At 62.1% G+C, this 21604-nt stretch carries 17 protein-coding genes and 1 pseudogene; 9 read left to right on the top strand and 9 right to left on the bottom strand.

Features of this window, described 5'->3' with window-relative positions; genetic code table 11:
• The first annotated feature begins 106 nt into the window (after window positions 1-106).
• Window positions 107-352, top strand: coding sequence for a VOC family protein (locus tag ABSF49_RS09900; protein WP_424112484.1), 246 nt, complete (start codon window positions 107-109; stop codon window positions 350-352).
• Window positions 353-383: 31 nt separating this feature from the next.
• Here the strand turns inward: ABSF49_RS09900 and ABSF49_RS09895 are convergent, their stop codons facing one another.
• From ABSF49_RS09895 to ABSF49_RS09865, 7 genes and pseudogenes are all read right to left on the bottom strand, one after another.
• The gene (locus tag ABSF49_RS09895; RefSeq protein WP_424112483.1) at window positions 384-1661 is read right to left on the bottom strand and encodes an IS256 family transposase; all 1278 of its coding nucleotides are present in this window, start codon (window positions 1659-1661) and stop codon (window positions 384-386) included.
• A gap of 263 nt (window positions 1662-1924) precedes the next feature.
• Window positions 1925-2221, bottom strand: coding sequence for a transposase family protein (locus tag ABSF49_RS09890; RefSeq protein ID WP_424112487.1), 297 nt, complete (start codon window positions 2219-2221; stop codon window positions 1925-1927).
• Window positions 2222-2435: 214 nt separating this feature from the next.
• On the bottom strand, window positions 2436-2621 hold the full coding sequence (locus ABSF49_RS09885) for a CsbD family protein (RefSeq protein WP_424112482.1): 186 nt from the start codon (window positions 2619-2621) through the stop codon (window positions 2436-2438).
• A gap of 1704 nt (window positions 2622-4325) precedes the next feature.
• A pseudogene (locus tag ABSF49_RS09880) lies at window positions 4326-4825 on the bottom strand (VIT1/CCC1 transporter family protein); the annotation flags it as partial.
• Between the two features lie 390 nt (window positions 4826-5215).
• On the bottom strand, window positions 5216-6544 hold the full coding sequence (locus tag ABSF49_RS09875) for an NRAMP family divalent metal transporter (RefSeq protein ID WP_424112481.1): 1329 nt from the start codon (window positions 6542-6544) through the stop codon (window positions 5216-5218).
• Between the two features lie 292 nt (window positions 6545-6836).
• Window positions 6837-7436, bottom strand: coding sequence for a superoxide dismutase (locus ABSF49_RS09870; protein ID WP_424112480.1), 600 nt, complete (start codon window positions 7434-7436; stop codon window positions 6837-6839).
• A 469-nt stretch (window positions 7437-7905) separates the two neighbouring features.
• Window positions 7906-8721, bottom strand: a complete 816-nt coding sequence (locus ABSF49_RS09865; RefSeq protein WP_424112479.1) for an NYN domain-containing protein — start codon at window positions 8719-8721, stop codon at window positions 7906-7908.
• 256 nt (window positions 8722-8977) lie between these two features.
• Between ABSF49_RS09865 and ABSF49_RS09860 the strand changes: the two genes are divergently transcribed.
• The 7 genes from ABSF49_RS09860 to ABSF49_RS09830 all read left to right on the top strand — a co-directional run bounded on the left by ABSF49_RS09860 (window position 8978) and on the right by ABSF49_RS09830 (window position 17538).
• Window positions 8978-9553 (top strand): L,D-transpeptidase, encoded by a 576-nt coding sequence (locus ABSF49_RS09860; protein ID WP_424112478.1) that lies wholly within the window; start codon window positions 8978-8980, stop codon window positions 9551-9553.
• Between the two features lie 738 nt (window positions 9554-10291).
• Window positions 10292-11347 (top strand): fatty acid desaturase, encoded by a 1056-nt coding sequence (locus ABSF49_RS09855; protein ID WP_424112477.1) that lies wholly within the window; start codon window positions 10292-10294, stop codon window positions 11345-11347.
• A gap of 699 nt (window positions 11348-12046) precedes the next feature.
• On the top strand, window positions 12047-13165 hold the full coding sequence (locus ABSF49_RS09850) for a glycosyltransferase family 4 protein (RefSeq protein ID WP_424112476.1): 1119 nt from the start codon (window positions 12047-12049) through the stop codon (window positions 13163-13165).
• Entirely contained in the window at window positions 13155-15371 is a 2217-nt protein-coding gene (locus ABSF49_RS09845; protein ID WP_424112475.1) for an amylo-alpha-1,6-glucosidase, read from the top strand. The genes ABSF49_RS09850 and ABSF49_RS09845 overlap by 11 nt, the downstream gene beginning before the upstream one ends.
• Window positions 15372-15677: 306 nt before the next feature.
• A complete protein-coding gene (locus ABSF49_RS09840; protein ID WP_424112474.1) occupies window positions 15678-15995 on the top strand; it encodes an ElaB/YgaM/YqjD family protein in 318 nt (105 codons plus the stop codon).
• A gap of 5 nt (window positions 15996-16000) precedes the next feature.
• On the top strand, window positions 16001-16441 hold the full coding sequence (locus ABSF49_RS09835; protein ID WP_424112473.1) for a hypothetical protein: 441 nt from the start codon (window positions 16001-16003) through the stop codon (window positions 16439-16441).
• Between the two features lie 263 nt (window positions 16442-16704).
• Window positions 16705-17538, top strand: coding sequence for a YihY/virulence factor BrkB family protein (locus ABSF49_RS09830; protein ID WP_424112472.1), 834 nt, complete (start codon window positions 16705-16707; stop codon window positions 17536-17538).
• Between the two features lie 309 nt (window positions 17539-17847).
• Here the strand turns inward: ABSF49_RS09830 and ABSF49_RS09825 are convergent, their stop codons facing one another.
• A complete protein-coding gene (locus ABSF49_RS09825; protein WP_424112471.1) occupies window positions 17848-18951 on the bottom strand; it encodes an AI-2E family transporter in 1104 nt (367 codons plus the stop codon).
• A 459-nt stretch (window positions 18952-19410) separates the two neighbouring features.
• A complete protein-coding gene (locus ABSF49_RS09820) occupies window positions 19411-19608 on the bottom strand; it encodes a BA14K family protein (RefSeq protein WP_424112486.1) in 198 nt (65 codons plus the stop codon).
• A 406-nt stretch (window positions 19609-20014) separates the two neighbouring features.
• Between ABSF49_RS09820 and ABSF49_RS09815 the strand changes: the two genes are divergently transcribed.
• The gene (locus tag ABSF49_RS09815; protein WP_424112470.1) at window positions 20015-21547 is read left to right on the top strand and encodes an FAD-dependent oxidoreductase; all 1533 of its coding nucleotides are present in this window, start codon (window positions 20015-20017) and stop codon (window positions 21545-21547) included.
• The last annotated feature ends 57 nt before the right edge of the window (window positions 21548-21604 follow it).

Raw genomic sequence — 21604 nt, 5'->3', positions numbered from 1 at the left:
TCAGATATAAATCCGAAGTATTTTGGATGCGACCGCGAATCGCGCGACGCCAGCGGACGACCGGCAGTCGAGGGGAGACTACGGGGGAAAATAGACGCGTTTCCGGATGGCGCATGCGATGATTCGCGTCTTGGACTTGGAGAATTCCGTAAGATTTTATGGCGGACCGCTCGGAATGACCCTTCTGCGTAGGGAGGACTTTCCCGAAGGACGATTCACATTAGCGTTCGTAGGAAACGGACCGGGGACGGGCAACACCGTGATCGAGCTTACACACAACAGGGACCAGAAGGCGCCTTGTCAAATCGATTCCGGCTTCGGCCATTTCGGGGGATGTCCCGCTCTCTGTTGAAATTCGCGGAACGGACGCTGCTGTTTAAGAGCTATGCGGCTTCCGCGATTTGAGCAAGAGGCCGTTCGGTGGACGTGCCAGGTTGTTGTCTATCGAGCGCGGCGCGCAGAGCCGGAAGTTGCTTGTGCGCCTTCAATCGCCGGAAGCCTTTCTTCGCTTCCATCATTGCGGCGGCGGTCCAGCGCATCGCCATGGACGGCGAGCGCCAGCGCTTGACGTTGCGGCAGACCCTGCGCGCCGTGCCCATGACATTCTCGATGATGTTCGTGCAGGCCAGTGAGCGGCGCAATTCGCGCGGCAGGCCGAGCCGAGTGACGGTGAGCATCTCGTCGAGACCTTCGAGGATGGAACCGGCGACGCCCTCCCAGTCAGCATTGAGACGGCGAGCGAGATTGCGCAGCAGCTTCTCGGCTTTCGCGGCGTCATCCAATTCCCAGGCTTGCCGCAGGGCGCTTCGCACCGAGGCATGCATCGATTTCGGCAACCGCTCCAGAATGTTGCGGGCCTTATGAACCTGACAGCGCTGGATCAGCGTGTCGCGCCCGAAGGCGCGCCGGATCGCCGTCGACAGCGCCTTCGACCCATCGATGATGAACAGGCGTCGCACGGCCGGGTCGAGCCCTCGGTCGATAAGATTGGCGATAAGCGCTCGCGCCGTCGCCGCGTTCTCCGTCGCGCCCTCGACAAGGCCAAGCGGATGCTTTTCTCCCGTCGCGTCAACGCCGACCGCCGCCACAAGAAGCATGTCCTCGGCCATATGGATGCCGTCGATCTGGATGACCAGTAGGTCGAGATGGTCGAGCCTGGTCTCCATCCATTCCTTCATGCGCGCCGCCGACAGTGCGACGAAGCGGCGTGAGGTCGCCGACTTCGACAGGCCGGCGCCGTCCGAGGCCGGAACATCGCCCCCGGGCAGGCGGACCGACCGCTTGAATTTGCGCGTCGAGACGTTGATCAGCATCTGGTTCATCGCCCATTCGCCAAGCCAATTTTCGCCGACCGCGCTCTCCCAGCTTGGCAGCGTGCGTTCCTCGCCGTCGAAACCGCGAACGCGCGGACGCTCGACCTCGATCTTGCCGCCGTGGAAGCCGATCTTGCCCTTCGTTCGGCCCCAGCGATGCGCCCGCCGGCCCTCGTCCCGCGCATGACGCGCGCCGCAAACCGCCTCGGCGTCCTGATCCATCATTTCGCTCAGCGTCTCGACCCCCGCCGCCAGGCAAAATCGCTCGAAACTCGCCGACATGCTCGCCAGCGCCTCGGTCTTCAGCGCATGCGTGGGAATCGCCGTAGATGTGATATGCTTCTTCATGGCGTTGCTTTCCTCTCGTGGAATCAGCACCCCGAGCCTACCGGCTCAAGGCGAGCAACGCCGCTCCTCCATTTTCAACATTCCGCGGGACATCCCCCGGTGGCCGGCTTCAAATCGGAATCCCCGGCCGGATTGCGTCGGAATTCGCAGTTGGTTGCGGCGCCGAGCCCAATCGTCGATTCCGATGATCGCCGGGGGTGCGAAGCGCGGGCTGCCGCGCCGGCGCACGGCGCGCAACAGGGAGTCGCTGCTGACCGGCATGCTCAAGCGGCGCGCGAAACTCGCCGCCGGTCGACCTCCCAGGGCGAGCGCGAGGCAATAAGCGATCTGATCGAGCCGAGCGGGGCGCCGCCGCCCAAGGCTTGAGAATGTTGTCGTCGAAGCGTTCCCGTGAAGATGCGGCGCGCGCTTCGAACCGCGTCACAGCAGAAGCGCCGCGCATGGAGCGCCAACGCGACGCGCTGTCCCGCAATCGGTAAGTCCACCACGCGACGAGGATATCGGCTGTGAACACGATCGGAAATCGCTCCGCAAGACGGGCGCGGGCTGCTCGCGCTCATCGCGCGTATCGTCGTGACGGCGCTGTCGCCGTCGCTCAAAGCATCAACCGCGGGAAAGCCGAGGGGGAGCAACGCTGAGGCGTCAAGAGACTGCATGGCGCTGATTCCCTGCGAAACCACGCCAAATCGGCGCCTCAACTTCATCAAAAGGAGTCAGACCCAAAATTGCACGCCGAAACACAGGCAAGAGTCGCCGGACGAAGAGCGTGGGGCGCTACTTCGCCTTTTGAATGTCGCGAACGGTGTCCTTCAGTCCGCCCACTGCGTTCTGGACCTTGCCAACCTTCTGCTCGCCTTGGCCCTCGGCGACCGTCTTCTGGTCGCCGGTGAGTTTGCCGACGGCTTCCTTGACTTTTCCACCTACGGTCTTCGCGGCGCCGTCTATGCGGTCTTTGTCCATCTCAAAACTCCGTTCAATCGCGTGGCTCGCAGCAATGGAGGCCGGGGCGGTCCCCATCGCGGCGCCAGAAGCCGATGTTAGCCGTATCGTCGCTGAGCGACAGCCTCGGAAACCACTCACGCCGGCGTCGCGGCTCTAAGAAGTAATCTCCCCCTCGCCGCCAAGGCCGGCGAGCGCGGCGGTAGGTATTTTCCGACGCTGTTCCGTCGGCGCGACCGCATGCATGGTCCGGCGTCTGCACCTTTGCATCGAAGGGATGAAGAACGTGGGCCTAATTCTGCTTTTGATTCTCCTTGTCCTCGTTTTCGGTGGGGGCGGGTTTTATCTGGGGCCGCCGTTCCATCTGTTCGGTGGCGGACTCGGCCTCTTGCTGGTGATCGTGATCATCGTTCTCCTCGTTCGCGGATAGCGCCGATCTAGATGGAGAAATGGGGAATGCCGGGAAAGCCAGAGACCTACTTCCTGACCTCGGCGACGAGGCAGAGAGCCACCGGGAGCGCGTTCGGCTATCCGACAGTCGAGGCCGCGCTTCGCGCGGCCGACGTCATCTTGGCGAAGGACGCGGAGTTGATCTGGATCGAGGATCGCGAGGGCAATTTGGTTCTGCCTGCGGATCAAGTGAGGCTTCGGGCGTCCTCGCCGCGCTCCGCGCCTGGCGCTCGTTAACGGCGCGCGGATTGGACGATATCCCGAGCGTCACACTGCGGGATCCTCGCAATATCCGCCGCAACGCCCTCGGCGACAGAACGCGGTCGACACACCCGCCGGCGATTGCGCATTCAGGCGTCGCCGGTTGCTCCGCCGCCTCGAGTTTCTAGGCGATCGTAACGCCTTCAACTTCGCGGACGGCGCAGAGAGCGTCGGCACCGTCTCCATCGTAGTCAGAAACAATGGCGGCAACGCGTGTGCCGTTTCAGTTTTGGCGAGAGAGCGCAGAAGTTCCGTGATCACGTCCGGCCAGCCCAGAGGCTTCGATCGGCTTGAGACGAAACAGTCCCCGAAGGACGTGCAGATCACGTTGGGGTGGAATGATGAAGACGTGAATATACTCAGTGCCAGCCTGGGCCGGGGTGGTTCTGAAACGAGACCAATTGCCTAGCCACCCGCGAACGCACCAAAGTCGGCGGAGCGGCGTTCCTTGGGGAGCAATAAGTAGAATCCGAGCCTATCGCGTGGCCTTGCCGCGCGTATCGTGAATGTGTCGGAACAGCGCAATGTCGTTTTGGAACGACTGCACTTCGACCAAGTCCTCCCGCGCCCCGCGATGGAAGCCCAAAGGAAGAGATCATGTTTTCATTTCGCTTGAATGGCGGCTCTCGAGTCGCACTCGCCGCCGGCATGATGCTGGCCACAGCTACAATCGCCCAGGCCGCCGTCGCGCCGGCGCCTGGCTCTTTGTATTCAACGCCGGACATCCAGACGGTCGAGTGCGCAGTAGGCGCCCACATTGGACCTCTCGGCGCCTGCATCGGCGGCGAAGATCGGGATCATCATCGCGATCACCGCAATTGCTGGACCAATGATCGAGGCGATCGGGTCTGCCGTTGATCAGACAGCCTATCGACGCCCACCTCGTCGCAAATTGACGCCAGGCGTGGGCTTTGGACGGGAGGGCCGCCGAGACGATCCGGCGACCCTTTCGCGCTGCGTGGGCGCCCGGCCTGCCACGCCGAAGATGCGCAGCGTATCGCCGATCGCCACATCGGCGGCCGCAATGAGGGGCACGGCTGCGCCCACGGAAAAGCTGACGGCCGACGCGATCCCCGCCTGGTTCGGACGCGCTTTCAGGGTCTCGGCGAATCCCGAGTTCGTCGCGAGCGTGAGCTTCGAGTGCGTTACGGGCCATCAACTGGACCGCGACCTGTTTCGCCAGCGCCGGCTCTAAGCCGCGACCAATATAGATCCCCGCCAACTCCCGGTGCTCGCCCTCGTCGTTAGTTCCGAGTTCGGTTCGCTCGAACGCGAGATCGGCCTGCTCGGAGTCTGCCTGCGAGTGAACCGAGACGTATTCGCCGGTAGCCATCGACACCGCTCCCGCAACCAAACCGGCCCCCCGCGGTTGATAGGTCGCCGCGGCTCCCGTGCGCCGCAGCGACGCCCAACATGAGGCTGGCGGTCGACAGAATGCCGTCGTCCGCGCCCAATACCGCCGCGCGGAGCCACCCGGCTTTTCCTGTGCGGCGCCTCTCGAGACGCCGTCGCATTTACGAAGCCTTCTGGTCGGGAGCAAACATTTGGCGCGGCATTTTTCCGAACCGGCAGATCGCGCACGGCAAAGATCCCCGTGCGCCTGAAGCGCGAAGTTTGAGCCTAGATCAGCGGCCTTGCATCACCAATTTTGGTTTGGTCTGTGTCGGAGGCAGGCAATATGGCATGTCGGATTCGCACAAGAGATTCGGAATCTACCGACTTGGCTTCGCAGGCGGCCGTTTCATTTGCGCGCAGCGTGAGGCGGCTCCGCAACAAACCGCCGCCGTCAGAGCTTGGCGCGCTGATCGGCCTTCGAATCCCGCGTCGATTTGCAGGCTGAGGCGCACGTCACGAAAGCGGTCGCCGACGCGGGCGAAATCGAAGCGGCGAAGCGGCTGACGGGATCACCACGTCGCAAACATGAGCACCACCGCGACCGTCATCGCCCCGGTGCACAGCCAACCCATGGCCCACAACGCCGGCGGCAGCACAAAAGCGCCCATCACGTCGCGGCGCATCGCCATGAGCATGATGATCACCATCAGCGGCGCCGCCACCACGCCGTTGATGACCGCGGACCAGAACAGCGCCTTGATCGGGTCGAGTCCGACGAAATTGATGAGAATGCCGATCAGGGTCGACACCGCGATCGTGCCGTAGAAGGCCTTGGCGTCGAGCGGTTTTCGGTCGAGACCGGTCGACCAACCAAGCGCCTCGCCAAGGGCGTAGGCGCCCGAACCTGCGAGCACGGGCGCCGCCAGAAGCCCGATGCCGATGATGCCGAACGCGAAGAGGGCGAAGGTGAGCACCCCCGCGATCGGCCGCAGCGCCTCGGCGGCTTGCGCGGAAGTCTGGATGTTGGTGACGCCATGAGCGTTCAGGGTCGCCGCGGCGCTGACGATGATGAACAGGCTGATGACGTTCGAGTATCCCATCCCCACGTAGGTGTCGAAGCGCATCCGACTGATCTGCGCTGGCGCCTCTTTCGGCGTCGCGATCAAGGCGTGCGTCGAAGGATCCAGTCTTTCTTCCTGGGCTTCCTGCGAGGATTGCCAGAAGAAGCAATAGGGCGTGATTGTCGTGCCGAGCACTGCGACGACGGTGACGACGTAGTCCTTCGTCAGCGAAAAGTTCGGCACAAAGGTGCGGTAGAGGACCAACCCCCATGGCACATGGACGACGAGCGCGACGGCTACGTAGGCAAGCAGGACGAAGCTCGTCCATTTCAGAATGGAGACGTAGCGCTCGTAGCTGACGAACACCTCGAGCAGCGCGCTTCCGACCGCGAAGCCGACGACATACAGGCCCATGGGGCCGCCGACCAACAGCTTCAGCGCCGCGCCCATTGCGCCGAGGTCGGCGCCGAGATTGATGATGTTCGCCGCGAGCAGCAGTCCGACAATCGCCCGCAGCAGCCAGGGCGAGTAGTGCGCGCGGATGTTGCCGGCGATGCCTTGGCCTGTCACTCGGCCGATGCGGGCGCTGATCTCCTGTATCGCCGCCATCAGCGGGAAACAGAACAGCATCACCCAGCACATCGCGTAACCGAACTGCGCGCCCGCTTGGGAGTACGTGGCGATTCCGCTCGGATCGTCGTCCGAGGCGCCGGTGATCAGTCCAGGACCGAGCCGGCCGAGCAGCCCCTTCGGCGCAGGGCGACGGCGCGCGCGATATCGAGCGATGCGCGCCGCGCGTATCTTGAACGCTTTGGATTTCGACTTCGCATCCGTCATTTCGCTGCCGCAGCGTTCAGGCGCGTCGACCCGGGGGGCCGGGGGCAAACTCGTTCGACCTCCGCCTATTCACTGAGGTCTTGTGCGTATGTCCGAAGCGACGGCTGCCGATCGCGGTTGACCACGACATTGCCGGCGCGGCCGTAACCTACATCGGATCAGCGAGGCAGGAGAGCCCGCGAGGACGCCCCGCGCTGCCGCCCGTTTGTCCCAGACGATAAAGTCCCGAGCGACCCTCACGCAGGGCAAAGAGACGGCAGGCTTCGAATGTTTTGGTCGCGTCGAACAGACGCTATTTCACTGCCGCAGCATACAATTCGGCGACGCATTCCCAATTCACGAGGTTATCGACAACGGCCTTGAGATAGTCTGGGCGACGATTGCGATAGTCGATGTAGTAGGAGTGCTCCCATACGTCCAAGCCAAGAATCGGCTGGCCGCCATGAACGAGCGGGTTCTCGCCGTTAGCGGTCTTGGTCACAGCGATCTTGCCCCCGACGACAGAGAACCAGGCCCAGCCCGAACCGAATTGCGTCACGCCAGCTTGAATCAAATCCGCCTTGGCCTTTTCGACCGAGCCGAGCGAGTCGATAAGCGCCTTTTCGAGCGCGCCCGGAATAGCTCCGCCGCCCGCCGGCTTCAGCCAATTCCAAAATTTCGAGTGATTGTAATGCTGGGCGGCATTGTTGAAGAGGCCCGGGTTCCTGGCAAAAGATCCCTTCACGACTTCCTCGAGGGACTTGCCTGCCCATTCGGTTCCCTTCAACAGGGTGTTGCCGTTGGTGACATAGGCCAAATGATGCTTGTCGTGATGGAACTCGAGCGTCTCTTTGGACATGTAAGGCGCCAAAGCGTCATGCGCGTATGGCAACTCTGGCAGCGTGAATGTCATTGTCATGGTTCCTTTCTGCCGCGAGGAAAACCAAATCGGGCGCGATCGCGTATTGGCGCCCGACCATCCCCGCACGGACAATCTTGAGCCCACCAGTCCTAACAGCGTGCAAGCCATTGGCGGCAGCTTCGGAAAGTACTCAGATCGTCGATATTTGAAATGCGCCGCGCGATCGGTGTCGCACAAACTGGCCGGATCTTACCGCTGATCGGATGCTGTACGCCGTCAACGGAGATCACCGGGGCGGGAGCCGTGGCGTTGGTGTTGGCGACAGCGGAGCCGCGCGCGGTTCAATAGCATCCTGATTCCAAGCGTCGATGAAGTCGCTTGGCTTGTCCGGTGAATCGGCCCGGCGCCAAATCACATATTGGGCGTAGATGTGAAGGCGTTCGCAACTCTTGGTCGTCGGCGCCAGGGATGAAGAACGAAAAGTCGAGCAATTCGTACGCTGCCGCCCAATTCGCGCCCTTTACGGGCGGCCGGCCCTCCGGCCATCCGTCTTCCCTTCCTTGCTTTGAGTCGGCTTTAGGCGAACCATCACGATCTTCTGAGGATCGCCGATGCGCTCGCTGTCGACGACGCCTGATGCTTCGACAAGGTCGCTCAAGCGGGCAAACCCATAATTTCGGGCGTCGAATTCCGGCGATTGTTTCGCAATGTGAGAACCGACGCGACCAAGACTCGCCCATCCGCTTTCGTCAGAGACGTCAGCGATCGCGTTTCTCAGCATGGCGAGCAGGGTCGCATCCTTAGCGTTTTTCTTCGCCTTGGCCTTGGCCTCTTCTTGCGCCGCAGGCGTGGCGGACGCTTCCCCCCCTGGCGCATTCAACACGTCGAAATAGACGAATTTATCGCAAGCGGTGACGAAAGGGCGAGGCGTCTTGCGCTCGCCAAAGCCGTAGACCGTCACGCCCTGCTCGCGGATGCGCGCGGCGAGCCGGGCAAAATCACTGTCGCTCGAGACGATGCAGAAACCATCGAAACGCGCAGTGTAGAGCAAATCCATGGCGTCGATGATCATTGCGCCGTCGGTGGCGTTCTTTCCAGTCGTGTAGGCGAATTGCTGGATCGGCTGGATCGAGTGCTCCAACAGACAGTCCTTCCAACCGCCGAGGTTCGGCTTTGTCCAGTCGCCATAGATCCGGCGGACGCCGGCCGCTCCATATTTTGCCACCTCGGCCAGAAGCCCGGCGACGATCTTAGGAGAGGCGTTATCGCCGTCGATCAGCAGAGCGAGCGTCGCGCCCTTATCGAGGTGCTGATCGCCTATCGTTTGCACCGCCATCTCGTTGTCCTCTCATCGAGTCCTCTGTAGCCAAGCGAATTTGCGCCCGCGCCGTTGCTTCCGAGGTCGATCGCGCCGTGCCGAGAGACGAGGCGTTCGATCCGGCGTGAGTATTATCCGAGACTACCGCCGGCGCCACGCTTTCGACTAAACAATTGCAGCCAACCGCGACGACCGCAGCTCCGGTCCGCGGGTTTCCGCCTCCTCCCGGCGTCAACTTATGCAAAGCGCGACCGCCCGCGCAACGAGGATTGAGATGCGCCACATTTCTCCGCTCGCGACCTTCATCTTCGCAGGGCTCCTTGCCACTTCGGCCGCCGAGGCCGCTGGACGCGGGGGGATTCCTCCAGCCCAGCAAGCGCTCGAGAGCGACGAACCGACGATTGCCGATCCGACCCCGCGCGAAATTGTCAACTTCACCGGGCCGCAAAAGCCGGGAACGATTATCATCAGCACATCTGAACGGCGTCTCTACCTTGTTCTGCCCGGCCGGCAGGCAATCAGATACGAGGTCGGCGTCGGTCGGCCCGGATTTGAGTGGGCCGGCGTCGAACATATCGCCAACAAGCGCGAATGGCCCGACTGGACGCCTCCGAGCCAGATGTTATTGCGCCGCCCCGATCTGCCACGTCACATGGCAGGCGGCATCGACAACCCGCTCGGCGCTCGCGCGATGTATCTCTCCGGCACGCTCTATCGCATCCATGGCTCGAACGAAGCTGACACGATCGGTCAAGCGGTCTCATCAGGCTGCATCCGAATGACCAACGACGACGTCGTCGATCTCTATGACCGCGCCAAGGTTGGCGCGACCGTGATCGTCATGCGCTGACGACCGCCGCATTGGCGATCCGGCGTCTCCCGCGCGAAGCATGCTTGAGGCGCAGGAATGGTCGCGTGAGCGGATTCAGGAGTCGCCCTGTCGGTGGGGCGGCGGAATTCAAAGTCCAAGGCGTCACCCGGCCCCGTCGGACGACTCGCCTCGGACGAGCGCTTGAAATCGCCGCATGAGCAGATTCCGAGTCTTGCCCGGCGACCCGCGAAGTTTCAATTGTTCAGCCAAGAAGCGCGAGGCGTTCGTGAAGTCAGTTCAACTTGGAGTCCGTTGGGTTGGCCTGAAGGCAGATCGTCACCCCGCGGAGCGCGATCTCTGCCAGCGGCGGCACGCGCATTGAGTTGATCCGCGCGGAAATATCGAGGACCTACCAAGGCGGCGTCGCGCTAATGATGGCCTCTTGCCCCGACGGCTTCCAAAGGCGGACCGCATTTTCACAATGCGGGGGTTGTTGATCGAGAACCAATTGAGAATGAACATGAGAAGACGGCTATGACTATCCAGCTTGTAGGAAGCGGATTGATATGCGTGTCATTGCTCGCGATCGGCTTTGACTTTGTCATCCCTGTCAGCAGCGCCGTCAGCGCTCTATGCGACCTCTTGGCCGTCGGATCGGGAGTCGCCTTCGTTGGGCTCCTCGATGGCGCGTAACGTCCGAAGATCGTGCAAGCCAACAGCGCTCGGATTCTCTTCCGCGCTGTCCATCAAGCATTCGCATGCCCTTCGAACGGAAACATGACCGAACCGAGGCTCCCTCATAGCTGGACTCAGCGTCTCGGTCGCTACCGTGAACCTGACGTCTCGCGCAGCATCTTCGAACTCCTGATCACCGCTGTGCCTTTCGCGATGCTTTGGGCGCTGATGTGGGCGACATTGAGCGTCGGCTATTGGCTATGTCTGTTGCTCGCTTTTCCGGCCGCGTGCTTTCTCATGCGCCTCTTCATGATTCAGCACGATTGCGGCCACGGCGCATGCTTCCGACGACGCGCGACGAATGACTGGGTGGGCAGAACAATAGGCGTCGTGACCCTCACGCCGTACGGTTTCTGGCGTCGCGCTCATGCGGCGCATCACGCGAATGCAGGCAATCTCGACCACCGCGGCATGGGCGATATCATAACGCTGACGAGAAATGAATATCGCGCAATGTCCCCCTCCGGTCGGTTCGCCTACCGCCTTTACCGCAATCCCTTTGTTATGTTTGGATTGATTCCGACCTATCTATTCGTGCTGCACTACCGCATCCCTTTTGGCGCCATGCGCTCTGGAATCCAGCCCTGGCTCAGCACAATGGGAACCAACACAGCGATCGCGGGGTTGGCGGGGCTGATGATCTGGCATGTCGGCCTCGGGCCCTTCCTTCTCGTCGAGGGCCCAATCGTCATGGTTAGCGGCACGATCGCGGTGTGGTTCTTCTATGTCCAGCATCAGTTCGAGGACACGCTTTGGGCGCACGACGGCGATTGGAGTTTTCACGAAGCCGCGCTTCACGGGAGTTCGCATTATGAGTTGCCGCCGGCCATCGCCTGGTTCACTGGCAATATCGGGGTGCATCACGTGCACCACCTGTCGAGTCGAATCCCATTTTATCGTCTTCCGCAGGTGTTGCGCGACTACCCACAATTCGCGAGCGTCGGTCGAGTCACGTTCCTGCAAGGCTTGAGATGCGCGACGCTCGCTCTCTGGGACGAGGATCAACGACGACTGGTATCGTTTCGAGAACTGCGCGTCGATGGCTCGGGATGTCGCCAATTGTCAGCGAGACCAATATCTGGCGAGGCGTCGTTGTAACGACCGACGGGGCGCCGCGTTGAAGTTGGCCCTCACGAGTACGCGCTTGAGCGCAATCGTCGAACCAGGGCGGAAAGCGCAGCGGCTCGCTTCGCAAATTGCCACAGGACCGTTTGGTCCTTGAACGCGCTGAACCGAACAGCGCCATTCAGTCCGATAGGTAATTTCCGATTCTACCGCTGTGGCGGACAGCCGATATTCTGCGCCTCGTGTCAGGGCCGGGTGCGGCCAAGCGAGGCAGTCATGGTGACATGCAACCTGATTGGAAGCGGCCTGGTCGCGCTGGCCGCGCTCTCCTTAACGACAGTCCGAGCGCGCGCCAATTGGGATCTTAGCGCGCGAGATGGGGCGATCGACGCTCAGACGGCGGCTTCGGAACGCGCTCCGGCTCGAGCCGGCGATGGATCTTGGATACCCGAATCGATCGAGCTCCGTCGTGGGCTCTGTGAGCTGGGCAACCAGCCGCGACGTCTCTCCGAACAGGATCTCGACGTGTGCATCCTCAGGTCGCTGTGAGCGGCTCGGAGAGGTCAGCGGAGGGGCCGCGAACGCCTCAACGGCCGTCTTGCTTCCTGCGTTCGGCTCCATCGGCGTGCGAGCGATGCAGGTCTTAGCGCTACCGCGTGCGTGAAATCACGCGAGAAGCGACTTTGTTGTCGACGCGCCGCCAGAGTTCACTCGCTCATTTGAGGGACCGAGATGAAGATTGCTCAGATCGCGCCATTGATGGAGAGCGTGCCGCCGCGACTTTATGGGGGGACGGAACGCGTCGTCTCGTATCTTTGCGAAGCCCTCGTGCAGGAGGGGCATGATGTGACGTTGTTTGCGAGCGGCGACTCCGTGACATCTGCGCGACTTGTCGCTTGCACGAAGGAGGCGATACGCCTCAACCCCGCCGTTCAGGATCACGTGCCCCACTACATGATCATGCTCGACAAGCTACGCCGCAGTTCGCATCTCTTCGATATCCTGCATTTCCACATCGACGCCTTCCACATGCCGCTGTTCCGGGATGTCGGCGCCAAAACGCTTACGACTCTGCATGGGCGTCAGGATCTCCCCGACCTCCTTCCGCTTTACCGCGCGTTCCCGGAAATGCCGTTGGTGACGGTTTCGAATGCGCAGCGCCAACCGATTGCCGACGCAAATATTGCAAGAACGATCTACCATGGATTGCCGCTCGATCTTCTCGCGCCTACCTATGAGCCGCGCGGCGGCTATTTAGCCTTTCTTGGTCGCATTTCTCCCGACAAACGCCCCGATCGTGCGATCGCCGTCGCCACAGCGCTGGGTCTGCCGCTAAGGATCGCCGCCAAAATCGACAAGGCCGACGAAGCCTATTTTCGCGAGACGGTCTCTCCCTTGCTCGGTCGCCATGGCGTAGAGTTCGTCGGAGAGATCGACGAATGCGAAAAGGCGCGATTTCTCGGCGAGGCCCTCGCGTTGCTGTTTCCGATTGACTGGCCCGAGCCATTTGGACTCGTCATGATCGAAGCGATGGCGTGCGGAACCCCCGTTCTCGGTTTTCGTTGCGGCTCCGTTCCGGAAGTCGTCGACGACCAGCTCACGGGACGGACCGTCGCCACGGTCGACGAGGCGATCCGCGCGCTGCCCGAGGTGATCCGACTTGATCGGCGCGCCGTGCGGCGTCGCTTCGAGGAGCGGTTCTCTTCCAGGCGCATGGCGAACGACTATCTCGACGTCTATCGCAGCGTTGGCCGAGGCGCCACCCTCGGCGTTGACCAAACAGCCTCGGCGCTGGGGCGCAATGTCATCCCTCTGCAAAGAAAGAACGCCGTGGAACACTATGCGAACTGACGCGTCGCCCCAAACGGCGGACGGCGCGGTCCGCTCGATCGACATCGTAGCCGAAACCCCGCTTTACATTGCTTCGACCGGTCCGTCCGCACGCCCGCGTCGCACGCTCAAGCATGACGATACGTTCGCCGTTTTCGACAGCCATGGCGACATGGGCGCCTCAGCCGGCGGGCCCGACGGGCTGTTCGATCATGACACGCGCTATCTGTCCCGTCTCGAATTGTTGATCAACGGCATGCAACTCTTGCTGCTCGGCTCGAGCGTTCGGGACGACAATCTGACGCTGACGGCGGACCTTACCAATCCGGACATCTTCCACGATGGCCGTATTGCTCTGCAACGCGACTCGCTTCACTTCGTGCGCACCGCCTACTTGTGGAACGGCGCCGCTCATCAACGGATCGCGATCTGCAATCATAGTGCGGCGCCGATTGACTTCACGCTCGCGCTCACGTTCGGCGCCGATTTTGCCGATCTGTTCGAAGTGCGCGGCGAGAGGCGCATTCGTCGCGGCATTCTGCACGAGCGTGTCCGCAGCGAGACCGATGTCGCTTTCGTCTACGTGGGGTTAGACGGCACAGAGCGGAATACGAACATCTGCTTCGAGCCGCCGCCGACTCAACTGCTGGCGAGCGTGGCCACCTATCGGATTCGGCTGGAAGCCGGCAAGGTTCTACGCATATTTGTGTCGGTTGAGTGCGTCAGGTCGCAACTCGCGGAACGCGCCAACTTTCTGAAGGGATTGGTGGCCGCCAATCGCGATCGCCGGCGTGTTTCACGCTGCGCGGCCTCGATGGAGACGTCAAACGAAGTCCTCAACGAAGCGCTTTGCCGCGCGATGGCGGATCTTCGGATGCTGATCACAGCGACGCCGGAGGGACTCTATCCCTATGCCGGCATCCCCTGGTATTCCACCACTTTCGGTCGCGACGGCTTGCTCACGGCCCTGCAAATGCTCTGGTGCGATCCGCTTATTGCTCGGGGCGTCCTCAGACGCTTGGCGGCCTATCAGGCGACGACGCTCGACGCGATCAAGAATGGCGAACCGGGAAAGATTCTGCACGAAATGCGCGACGGCGAAATGGCCGCGCTGAACGAGGTGCCTTTTGGCCTCTACTATGGATCGGTCGACTCGACGCCGCTCTTCGTCATCCTGGTTGGAGATTACGTCGAACGCACTGACGACGAAGTCACGTTGCGCGAGTTGTGGCCGGCTGTCGAAAAGGCCTTGGGCTGGATGGATTCGTTCGGCGATTCGGATGGGGACGGATTTCTGGAATATGGCGGGAACGACGACGAGGGGCTGAACCACGGCTTGCGGAATCAGGGGTGGAAAGATTCGTTCGACGCGATTTTCCATTCCGATGGGGAGCTGGCGCAAGGGCCCATCGCCCTGTGCGAGGTCCAGGGCTACGCCTACGCAGCAAAGCGATCGGCGGCGCGATGTGCGCGACGCTTGGGTCAGCATGAAGCGGCGGCCAGATTCGATCGAGCGGCGGATGATCTGAGGGTCCGATTCGAGGACGCGTTCTGGTGCGAGGATATCGGTCTCTATGCGATTGCGCTCGACGGGGCAAAGCGCCCTTGTCGGGTGCGGGCCTCGAATGCCGGGCATCTTCTATGGACTGGGATAGCGTCCCCGGATCGCGCCCGCCGGGTCGCCGACGCGATGATCTCGGCGGACTTCTTCTCGGGTTGGGGAATTCGGACAATCGCCAAGGGCGAGCCGCGCTACAATCCGATGTCCTACCACAATGGTTCGATTTGGCCGCACGACAATTCTTTCATCGCGCTTGGACTATCACGGTATGGGTTTCAGCAGCACGTGGACAAGGTATTCCAGGCGGCGCTGGCCGCCGCCAGTTACATGGAATTGCGGCGACTGCCAGAATTGTTTTGCGGCTTTCGCAGGCGCGCCGGAGCGGGACCCACACTCTATCCCGTGGCCTGTTCCCCCCAAGCGTGGGCGGGCGGCGCTCTCTTCCTGATGATTCAGGCCGCGCTTGGGATCGAATTCGATCCGGCCGCAAGAGCGATCCGGTTCCACAACCCTCGGCTCCCCCCTTCGTTTGACCAAATTGTCTTGCGCCAACTTCGATTGAACGACGCAACGGTCGACATCGAACTCAGGCGCTCTGGCTCGCATGTTTCGATGCGCGTCCTACGAAACATCGGGGCCGTTCAAGTTTCGATGGTTGTCGATTGACCCCGGGTCCGGGCGCGCGCGCCGGCGGCGTAATGCGCGATCGTATCGATCATGAGAGGTGGCGCTCGTCGTGACGCCTGGCTCTTTCGCGTCGCGCAAAAGACGGACCCCACACCGGTCACTTTGCTCGCGTTTCGACAAGAAGTGCACTGAAAATCGCGTCGATCGTCCTTGGCGGGACTTTGCATGCTCGGCGCACATTGAAACGCCGCATGCGTACATTCCGATTCTTGCCAGCGCCAACTTATGACGTCTCGATGCAGAACCGGTCTCTCTCACGCCCTCGGTCAATCTCAGGAGAACTCGATGACAGACAAATCAGGCGACAGCGCCGCTACGGACTTCGCCGGTGATCTGGCGGCTCTGCGGACCGATATTGCAAACCTGAGCGAGACGATCGCCGAGTTGATGAGCGGTCGCGCCAATGCGACGGGCGCCGCCGTGAAAGGCGCGGCAGGCGATGCGCGAGATCAGCTTTCGCAATCGGCGAGTCACGCGCGGGACGGGGCGTTGGGCGCCGCCGCGGACCTTGAGCGTCGGATCGAAAGGGATCCACTGACAGCGGTGCTGATTGCGGCAGGCATCGGAATGGCGATCGGCATGATGACCAAATCACGGAGATAGCCGGCATGACATTGCTGTCGGTTTTGGCCGCCGGCTCGCAGCAGCTTGCGCGGCGCGTTGTCGTTCGCGTAGCTCTCGCGTCTGCATGCGCTCTGTCTGGAACGATTGGCCTGGGGTTCGCGACCGGTGCGCTCTTCGAGTCGCTGCGGCTGCAATTCGGCGTCGTCACCACGTTATTCGGACTTGGGGCGATCTATCTCATCGTCGCAGGGATTCTCTATCTCTGTTATCGCCGCGCCGGGTCGAGACCTGTCGCCAACGCGTCCTCCGGGCTGAACCGAGGGCGGAACCCCAACGCTGAGGCTGTCAACGCGGCCGCACGCGCAAGCGAGGCGCCGCACGCAGGCGCCTTGGCGATGAGCGCTGAACTCGTCAAGCAGATGACGCCTCTCCAGCTAACGATGCTGGCGGCGATTTCCGGCTTTGTCGCCGGCCGTAGGCTGTAGGCCGTTGCGGACGAAGCCACAACGCAAGCGTCATGGGAACGCAATTCGATGTTGCATCGATCGGGCGCTCAGGTTGCGACTGTCGCCAAACGGCTGGGCGCCGCCCTTTAAACGTCTGAATGCTGATTTTGGAGAATAGGCTTGCGGGTCGCGCCGCCTCCTTGGTCGCCGTCCCGGGCGAGCGATGAAGTTGAACCACACGGCGCAATTGGCCTCCTGCAAGCGGTGCGGCCTTGTTTGTTGCTGGTTGACAAAGGCAGGCGATGCGCAAGATTGTCAGGCTCTTTCTCGATGCATATTGGCGGTTCAGCGCCCAGGACGGCTGGGCGATCGCCAGCCATATCGCGCTGTCGGCGCTGACTTCGCTATTTCCGTTTCTCATCTTCGTCACGGCGATGGCCGGCTTCCTCGGCTCGCAGAGTCTTGCCGACGAAGTGGCCAAGCTTGTCTTTTCCGCCTGGCCCCCGGTCGTCGCGCAACCGATCGCCAGCGAGTTGCACGACGTGCTGGCCGCGCCGCACGGCGGGCTGCTCACCATCGGTGCGGTCCTGGCGCTCTATTTCTCGTCCGGCGCTGTCGAGGCGGCGCGCGTCGGACTCAATCGCGCCTATTGCCTAGTCGAGAGCCGGCCCTGGTGGCTGCTACGTCTTGAATCGACGGCTTATGTGGTCGTCGCCGCCATCGCGCTGCTCGCGCTTGCCTTTCTCGTCGTGTTGGGCCCACTGGTGTGGGCAGGCGTGCTGAACTTCGCGCCTGAACTCGCGCCGTTGCAGATTGTTGTCACGGTTGCGCGGCTCGCAATCGCCGCGCTGCTGATGGCGATTTCTTTGTTCATCGCTCATCGCTGGTTGCCCAAGGGGCGCAGGCGGGTGATCGACATCGCACCCGGCATCGTCCTGACCTTCATATGCTGCATCGTCTTCGGTGAAGTCTTCGGCGCCTATCTCAGCGAGTTCGCGCGAAATTACGTGTCGACCTACGCCGGCCTCGCCTCGGTGATGGTCGCGCTCGTCTTTCTGTATTCGATGGCGACGATTTTTGTGTACGGCGGCGAACTCAATGCGGCGATCATGCGCGCCCGAAAGAAGCCGCGATAGGGGAACGGCCGCGCTCGCTCGCGCAGGTCGCCGTCCATGGGGTTCGTCCGAGACTCGTGAGTCACGGCAGGCGCCTTTCAAAATCTTCTGAATTTGGTCCGGCGCGCCGACGCCTGCGCGGCGAGGACCAACCCGGATCGCCGTTGCGAGTCTCATGGATGGAGACGCCCGCATTCTGGCAGGCGGAACCCGCCGCCTTTGGGTCAACTGGCGCGCATTCGCAATTCTGTGAGTGCAGTCTTCGTTCAGGGCGCGACATGAGCGCGAATCCCCAAGCAATCTCTCGAAGCCGCCGCAATTGTCCGGCGCTCACCCTTCGAGAAAGTGACCAAGCGCGGCAAACGGGCGAACCCGGTCGCATACGATCTTAGCGATGGCCAACATCGGCACGGAGAGGATCGCGCCTGGAATACCCCACATCCAGAACCAGAATACGAGCGAGAAAATAACCAGGACGGGATTGAGAGTGAACCGTCTCGCCAGAAGCATGGGCGTTGCCGTCTCGCCCTCAACAATATGAATCGCCAGGTAGAGCGCTGCGGGGAGAAGGGCCAGCCAGAGCGTGTCGATCGACAAGAGGCCGGCGAAAAGAAAGACCACGACGCCCACGGCAGGACCGAGGATCGGCGCGTAGTTCAGCAGAAAGGCGAGCGTTCCCCACAGAATTGGATCGCCAACTCCGGTTAGCCACATAACCAGGGCCGTGGCGACGCCGACTGCCGCATTCATAATCGAAATGGTTAGGAGATAGGCGGAGATATCGCTCTCGATTTGCTGCGAGATGTCGACGGCCTGCCGCTTGCTGCTAAAGCGCGGCAAGATTTCTACGAGCCTGCGCAGGAAGGTGTCGCCTGACACCAGAAGGAAGTACAGAAACAGCACGGTCGTCAACAAGCCGCTGGCGAAGCTCCGCGTGCCGGCGAATACGGTCGCTAGGAGGGCCGCACCTTCTGACGGGCCAGCTGCGTCCGGTCGCGCCCCGGTCGCGCCGATGTTCTCTATCTGTTGTAGAAACTGTTGCGACGTATTGATGGGCGCTCGCAGGAAACTCATGCGTTCCTCGAGCCGAGGAATGCCCTCCGGAAGTTTGCCTGCCCAGTTGCCGGCGGGGCCCGAAATCGCCGTGCCGAGGCCGACGATGGTTCCAAACAGCGCAAGGATGAGCAGCAGCGCCGCTAGCGCTCTGGGAATATGCAGCCGCTCCAAGAACCGAAAAATTGGTTGTAGGAGAAGCTTGAGGATGAAGGCGAAGACCATTGGCAGCACGATTTCGCTCGCGACATAGGCCGCCGCCAGTAGCGCGAGGACGAACAATCCGCCAAGGAAGACGATCTTCGGATCGCCAGGCAGAGGCATATCCGCCAACAGCGCGTCGGCGGGAGCGGTCTCGGTCTCACGATCCGAATAAGTCATCTCTGGAACCCAAACGCGGTCCGAGGCTGCGCTGCAACAATCTAAAACCAGCGTCCGCGGCCATACCAGCCGCCGCCGCCGAGCAGGAGCAAAAGGATGACGATTATGAGAAGCGTTGACGTGTCCATGCTGTCTCCTCTACGGCCATCTAATCGCCGCGTCTTTGAGCCCAGAAGGACGACATCTGGCCGTCCTCAATTCGAACTTCGGAGGCCAATTGCGAGCGTGGCGTCGGCGATGGCGACAACGAATTTAACCGACGCCCATCCACGTAACGAACCGCTTGAACTCTCTGGGCGTCCAAAGCTTACATAGACTGTACGTCGCAGCGCTAGATTCGGAAGATACTCAGCGCCAAGAGTCGTGGTAGCGCCGCAAATGGCGCGCTTCGCACCCGTTGGCGCCTGTCCGCGCGAGACAGGCCCGATCAGCCTTGCTGATCGCCAATCCGATAGATCGTCAGGGGCAAGGATGCCGCAGCCTATCGTAGCCGACATACGTCCCACTGGCGGTATCGTATGATCTGAAGGTTCGTTGGCGGAACGCCGTGGAATCGCTGTCGTCGACCACCTGCGGTCCGGCATCGGCATACGTTGGGCTTTGATCCGAATAGACGGGATAGGACTCGGCGGGGTAACAGCCTTGATCCTGTTGCATGGCTCCGCCGATCATCAGTCCGGTCGCCAAGACTGCGGCGCCGCCGCCAGGTCCATACCCTCGCCCGTGACCGTGCGCTTAGCCGTGGCGCTGATATCGATACAGCGTCGGGGCGGCGCCAGCGGCGCTATAGCCGCTACAGGGATGGTCGACACCGCAGCCGGCCCGGGTCGAGGCAGGCGCCGATTGAACCATAAAGGTGAGGGCGCTCGCGATCCCGCCCAATAGGTGGTTTCCCATTGCGATCCTCCACACGTCACGCAAGAACGTAGTGGGCGCGGCGAAGTTCGCATAGGGTCGGAAAACACCCACGGCAGTTACGTTCTCCTCAAAATGGCCAAGCGACGGTTGCACACTTAGTCGACGCATATGGGAACGCGATCTTTGATCGCCGAAGGAGAGTGGGATGGCCGAAGATCAGGCCGGGCCTAGCGGCCCCGATCTAACGCACGGCGTTGGGCTCGCCGAACTTGCCGACGGCGGCAAGCTTGTCGGCCACGTCGGCGACGAGCAGGTGCTGCTGGCGCGGCGCGGGATGAGGGTGTTCGCGGTCGGCGCCAATTGCACGCACTACAATGGGCCGCTCGTTGACGGGCTCATCGTCGATGGGACCGTGCGGTGCCCATGGCATCACGCCTGCTTTGACCTGCAAACGGGAGAGGCTTTGCATGCGCCGGCGCTAAGCCCGATCGCCACCTGGGCGGTTGAGCAGCGCGACGGCAAGATTTTCGTCGGCGCAAAGCGCGCAGAGCCGCGAGCGAAACCTCGCGGCAAGACAGAAGGCGGACCGCCAGACCGGATCGTGATCGCCGGCGGCGGCGGCGCTGGGTTCGCGGCGGCGGAAATGCTTCGGCGTGAGCGCTACGAGGGCGAGATCGTCATGCTGAGCCGCGACGATGCGCCGCCCGTCGATCGGCCGAACCTCTCCAAGGACTATCTTGCCGGCAATGCGCCGGAAGATTGGGTCCCGCTTCGCCCCGATAGCTTCTATTCTGAAAACGGCATCGACCTTCGGCTGAGCGTGACCGTCGCCGGCGTCGACCCGAGGTCGCGCGAGGTTGCGCTCGCTGACGGGAACAGACTTCGTTACGACCGGCTGCTGTTGGCGACGGGGGCCGCACCGGTTCAATTGTCCATCCCCGGCGCCGACAGCCAGCAAGTTTGTTTGCTGCGCTCACTTGCTGACTGTCGCGTCATTATCGAACGCGCCAAGACGGCGCGCCGTGCGGTCGTGCTGGGCGCCAGCTTCATCGGGCTCGAGGTCGCCGCCGCCCTTCGCGCGCGCGGAATCGAGGTTCATGTGGCGGCGCCGGACAAGCGGCCACTGGAGCGCGTTCTGGGGCCCGAACTGGGCGAATTCGTCCGCGCGCTCCACGAGGAGCATGGCGTCGTCTTCCATCTCGAGGACTCCGCAGTCTCGATTGATGGCAAGCAGGTGAAGCTCAAAGGCGGAAGCGTTCTCGATGCCGATCTTGTGGTCGCTGGCGTCGGCGTGCGCCCGCGGATTGAACTCGCGGAACGGGCTGGGTTGGCCATCGACCGCGGCGTTGTCGTTGACGCTTATCTCGAAACGAGCGCGCCGGGAGTTTTCGCCGCTGGCGACATTGCGCGCTGGCCGGATCCGCATAGTGGCGAGGCCATTCGCGTCGAGCATTGGGTGGTCGCCGAGCGTCAGGGGCAGGTCGCGGCGCTCAATATGCTAGGCCGCCGCGAGAAGTTTGCCGCCGTCCCCTTCTTCTGGAGCCAGCACTACGACGTTCCCATCAACTACGTCGGTCACGCCGAGAAATGGGACGAGCTGTCGATCGAGGGCGACATCGCCGGCAAGGACTGCTTGGTTCGCTTCAAGCGCGAAGGTCGCACGCTCGCTATCGCCTCAATCTTTCGCGACGTCGAGAACCTTCAAGCGGAAGTCGAAATGGAACTGCGTTCCGCGTAATAGCGAGGCTCGATCGATTGGACGGTGTGGGGGGCCGGGTCGTGCGGCGCGCTTCCG

Source organism: Roseiarcus sp. (assembly GCF_049514155.1).
Taxonomy (GTDB): Bacteria; Pseudomonadota; Alphaproteobacteria; order Rhizobiales; family Beijerinckiaceae; genus Roseiarcus.
This window is presented reverse-complemented; position numbering and strand designations above follow the sequence as displayed.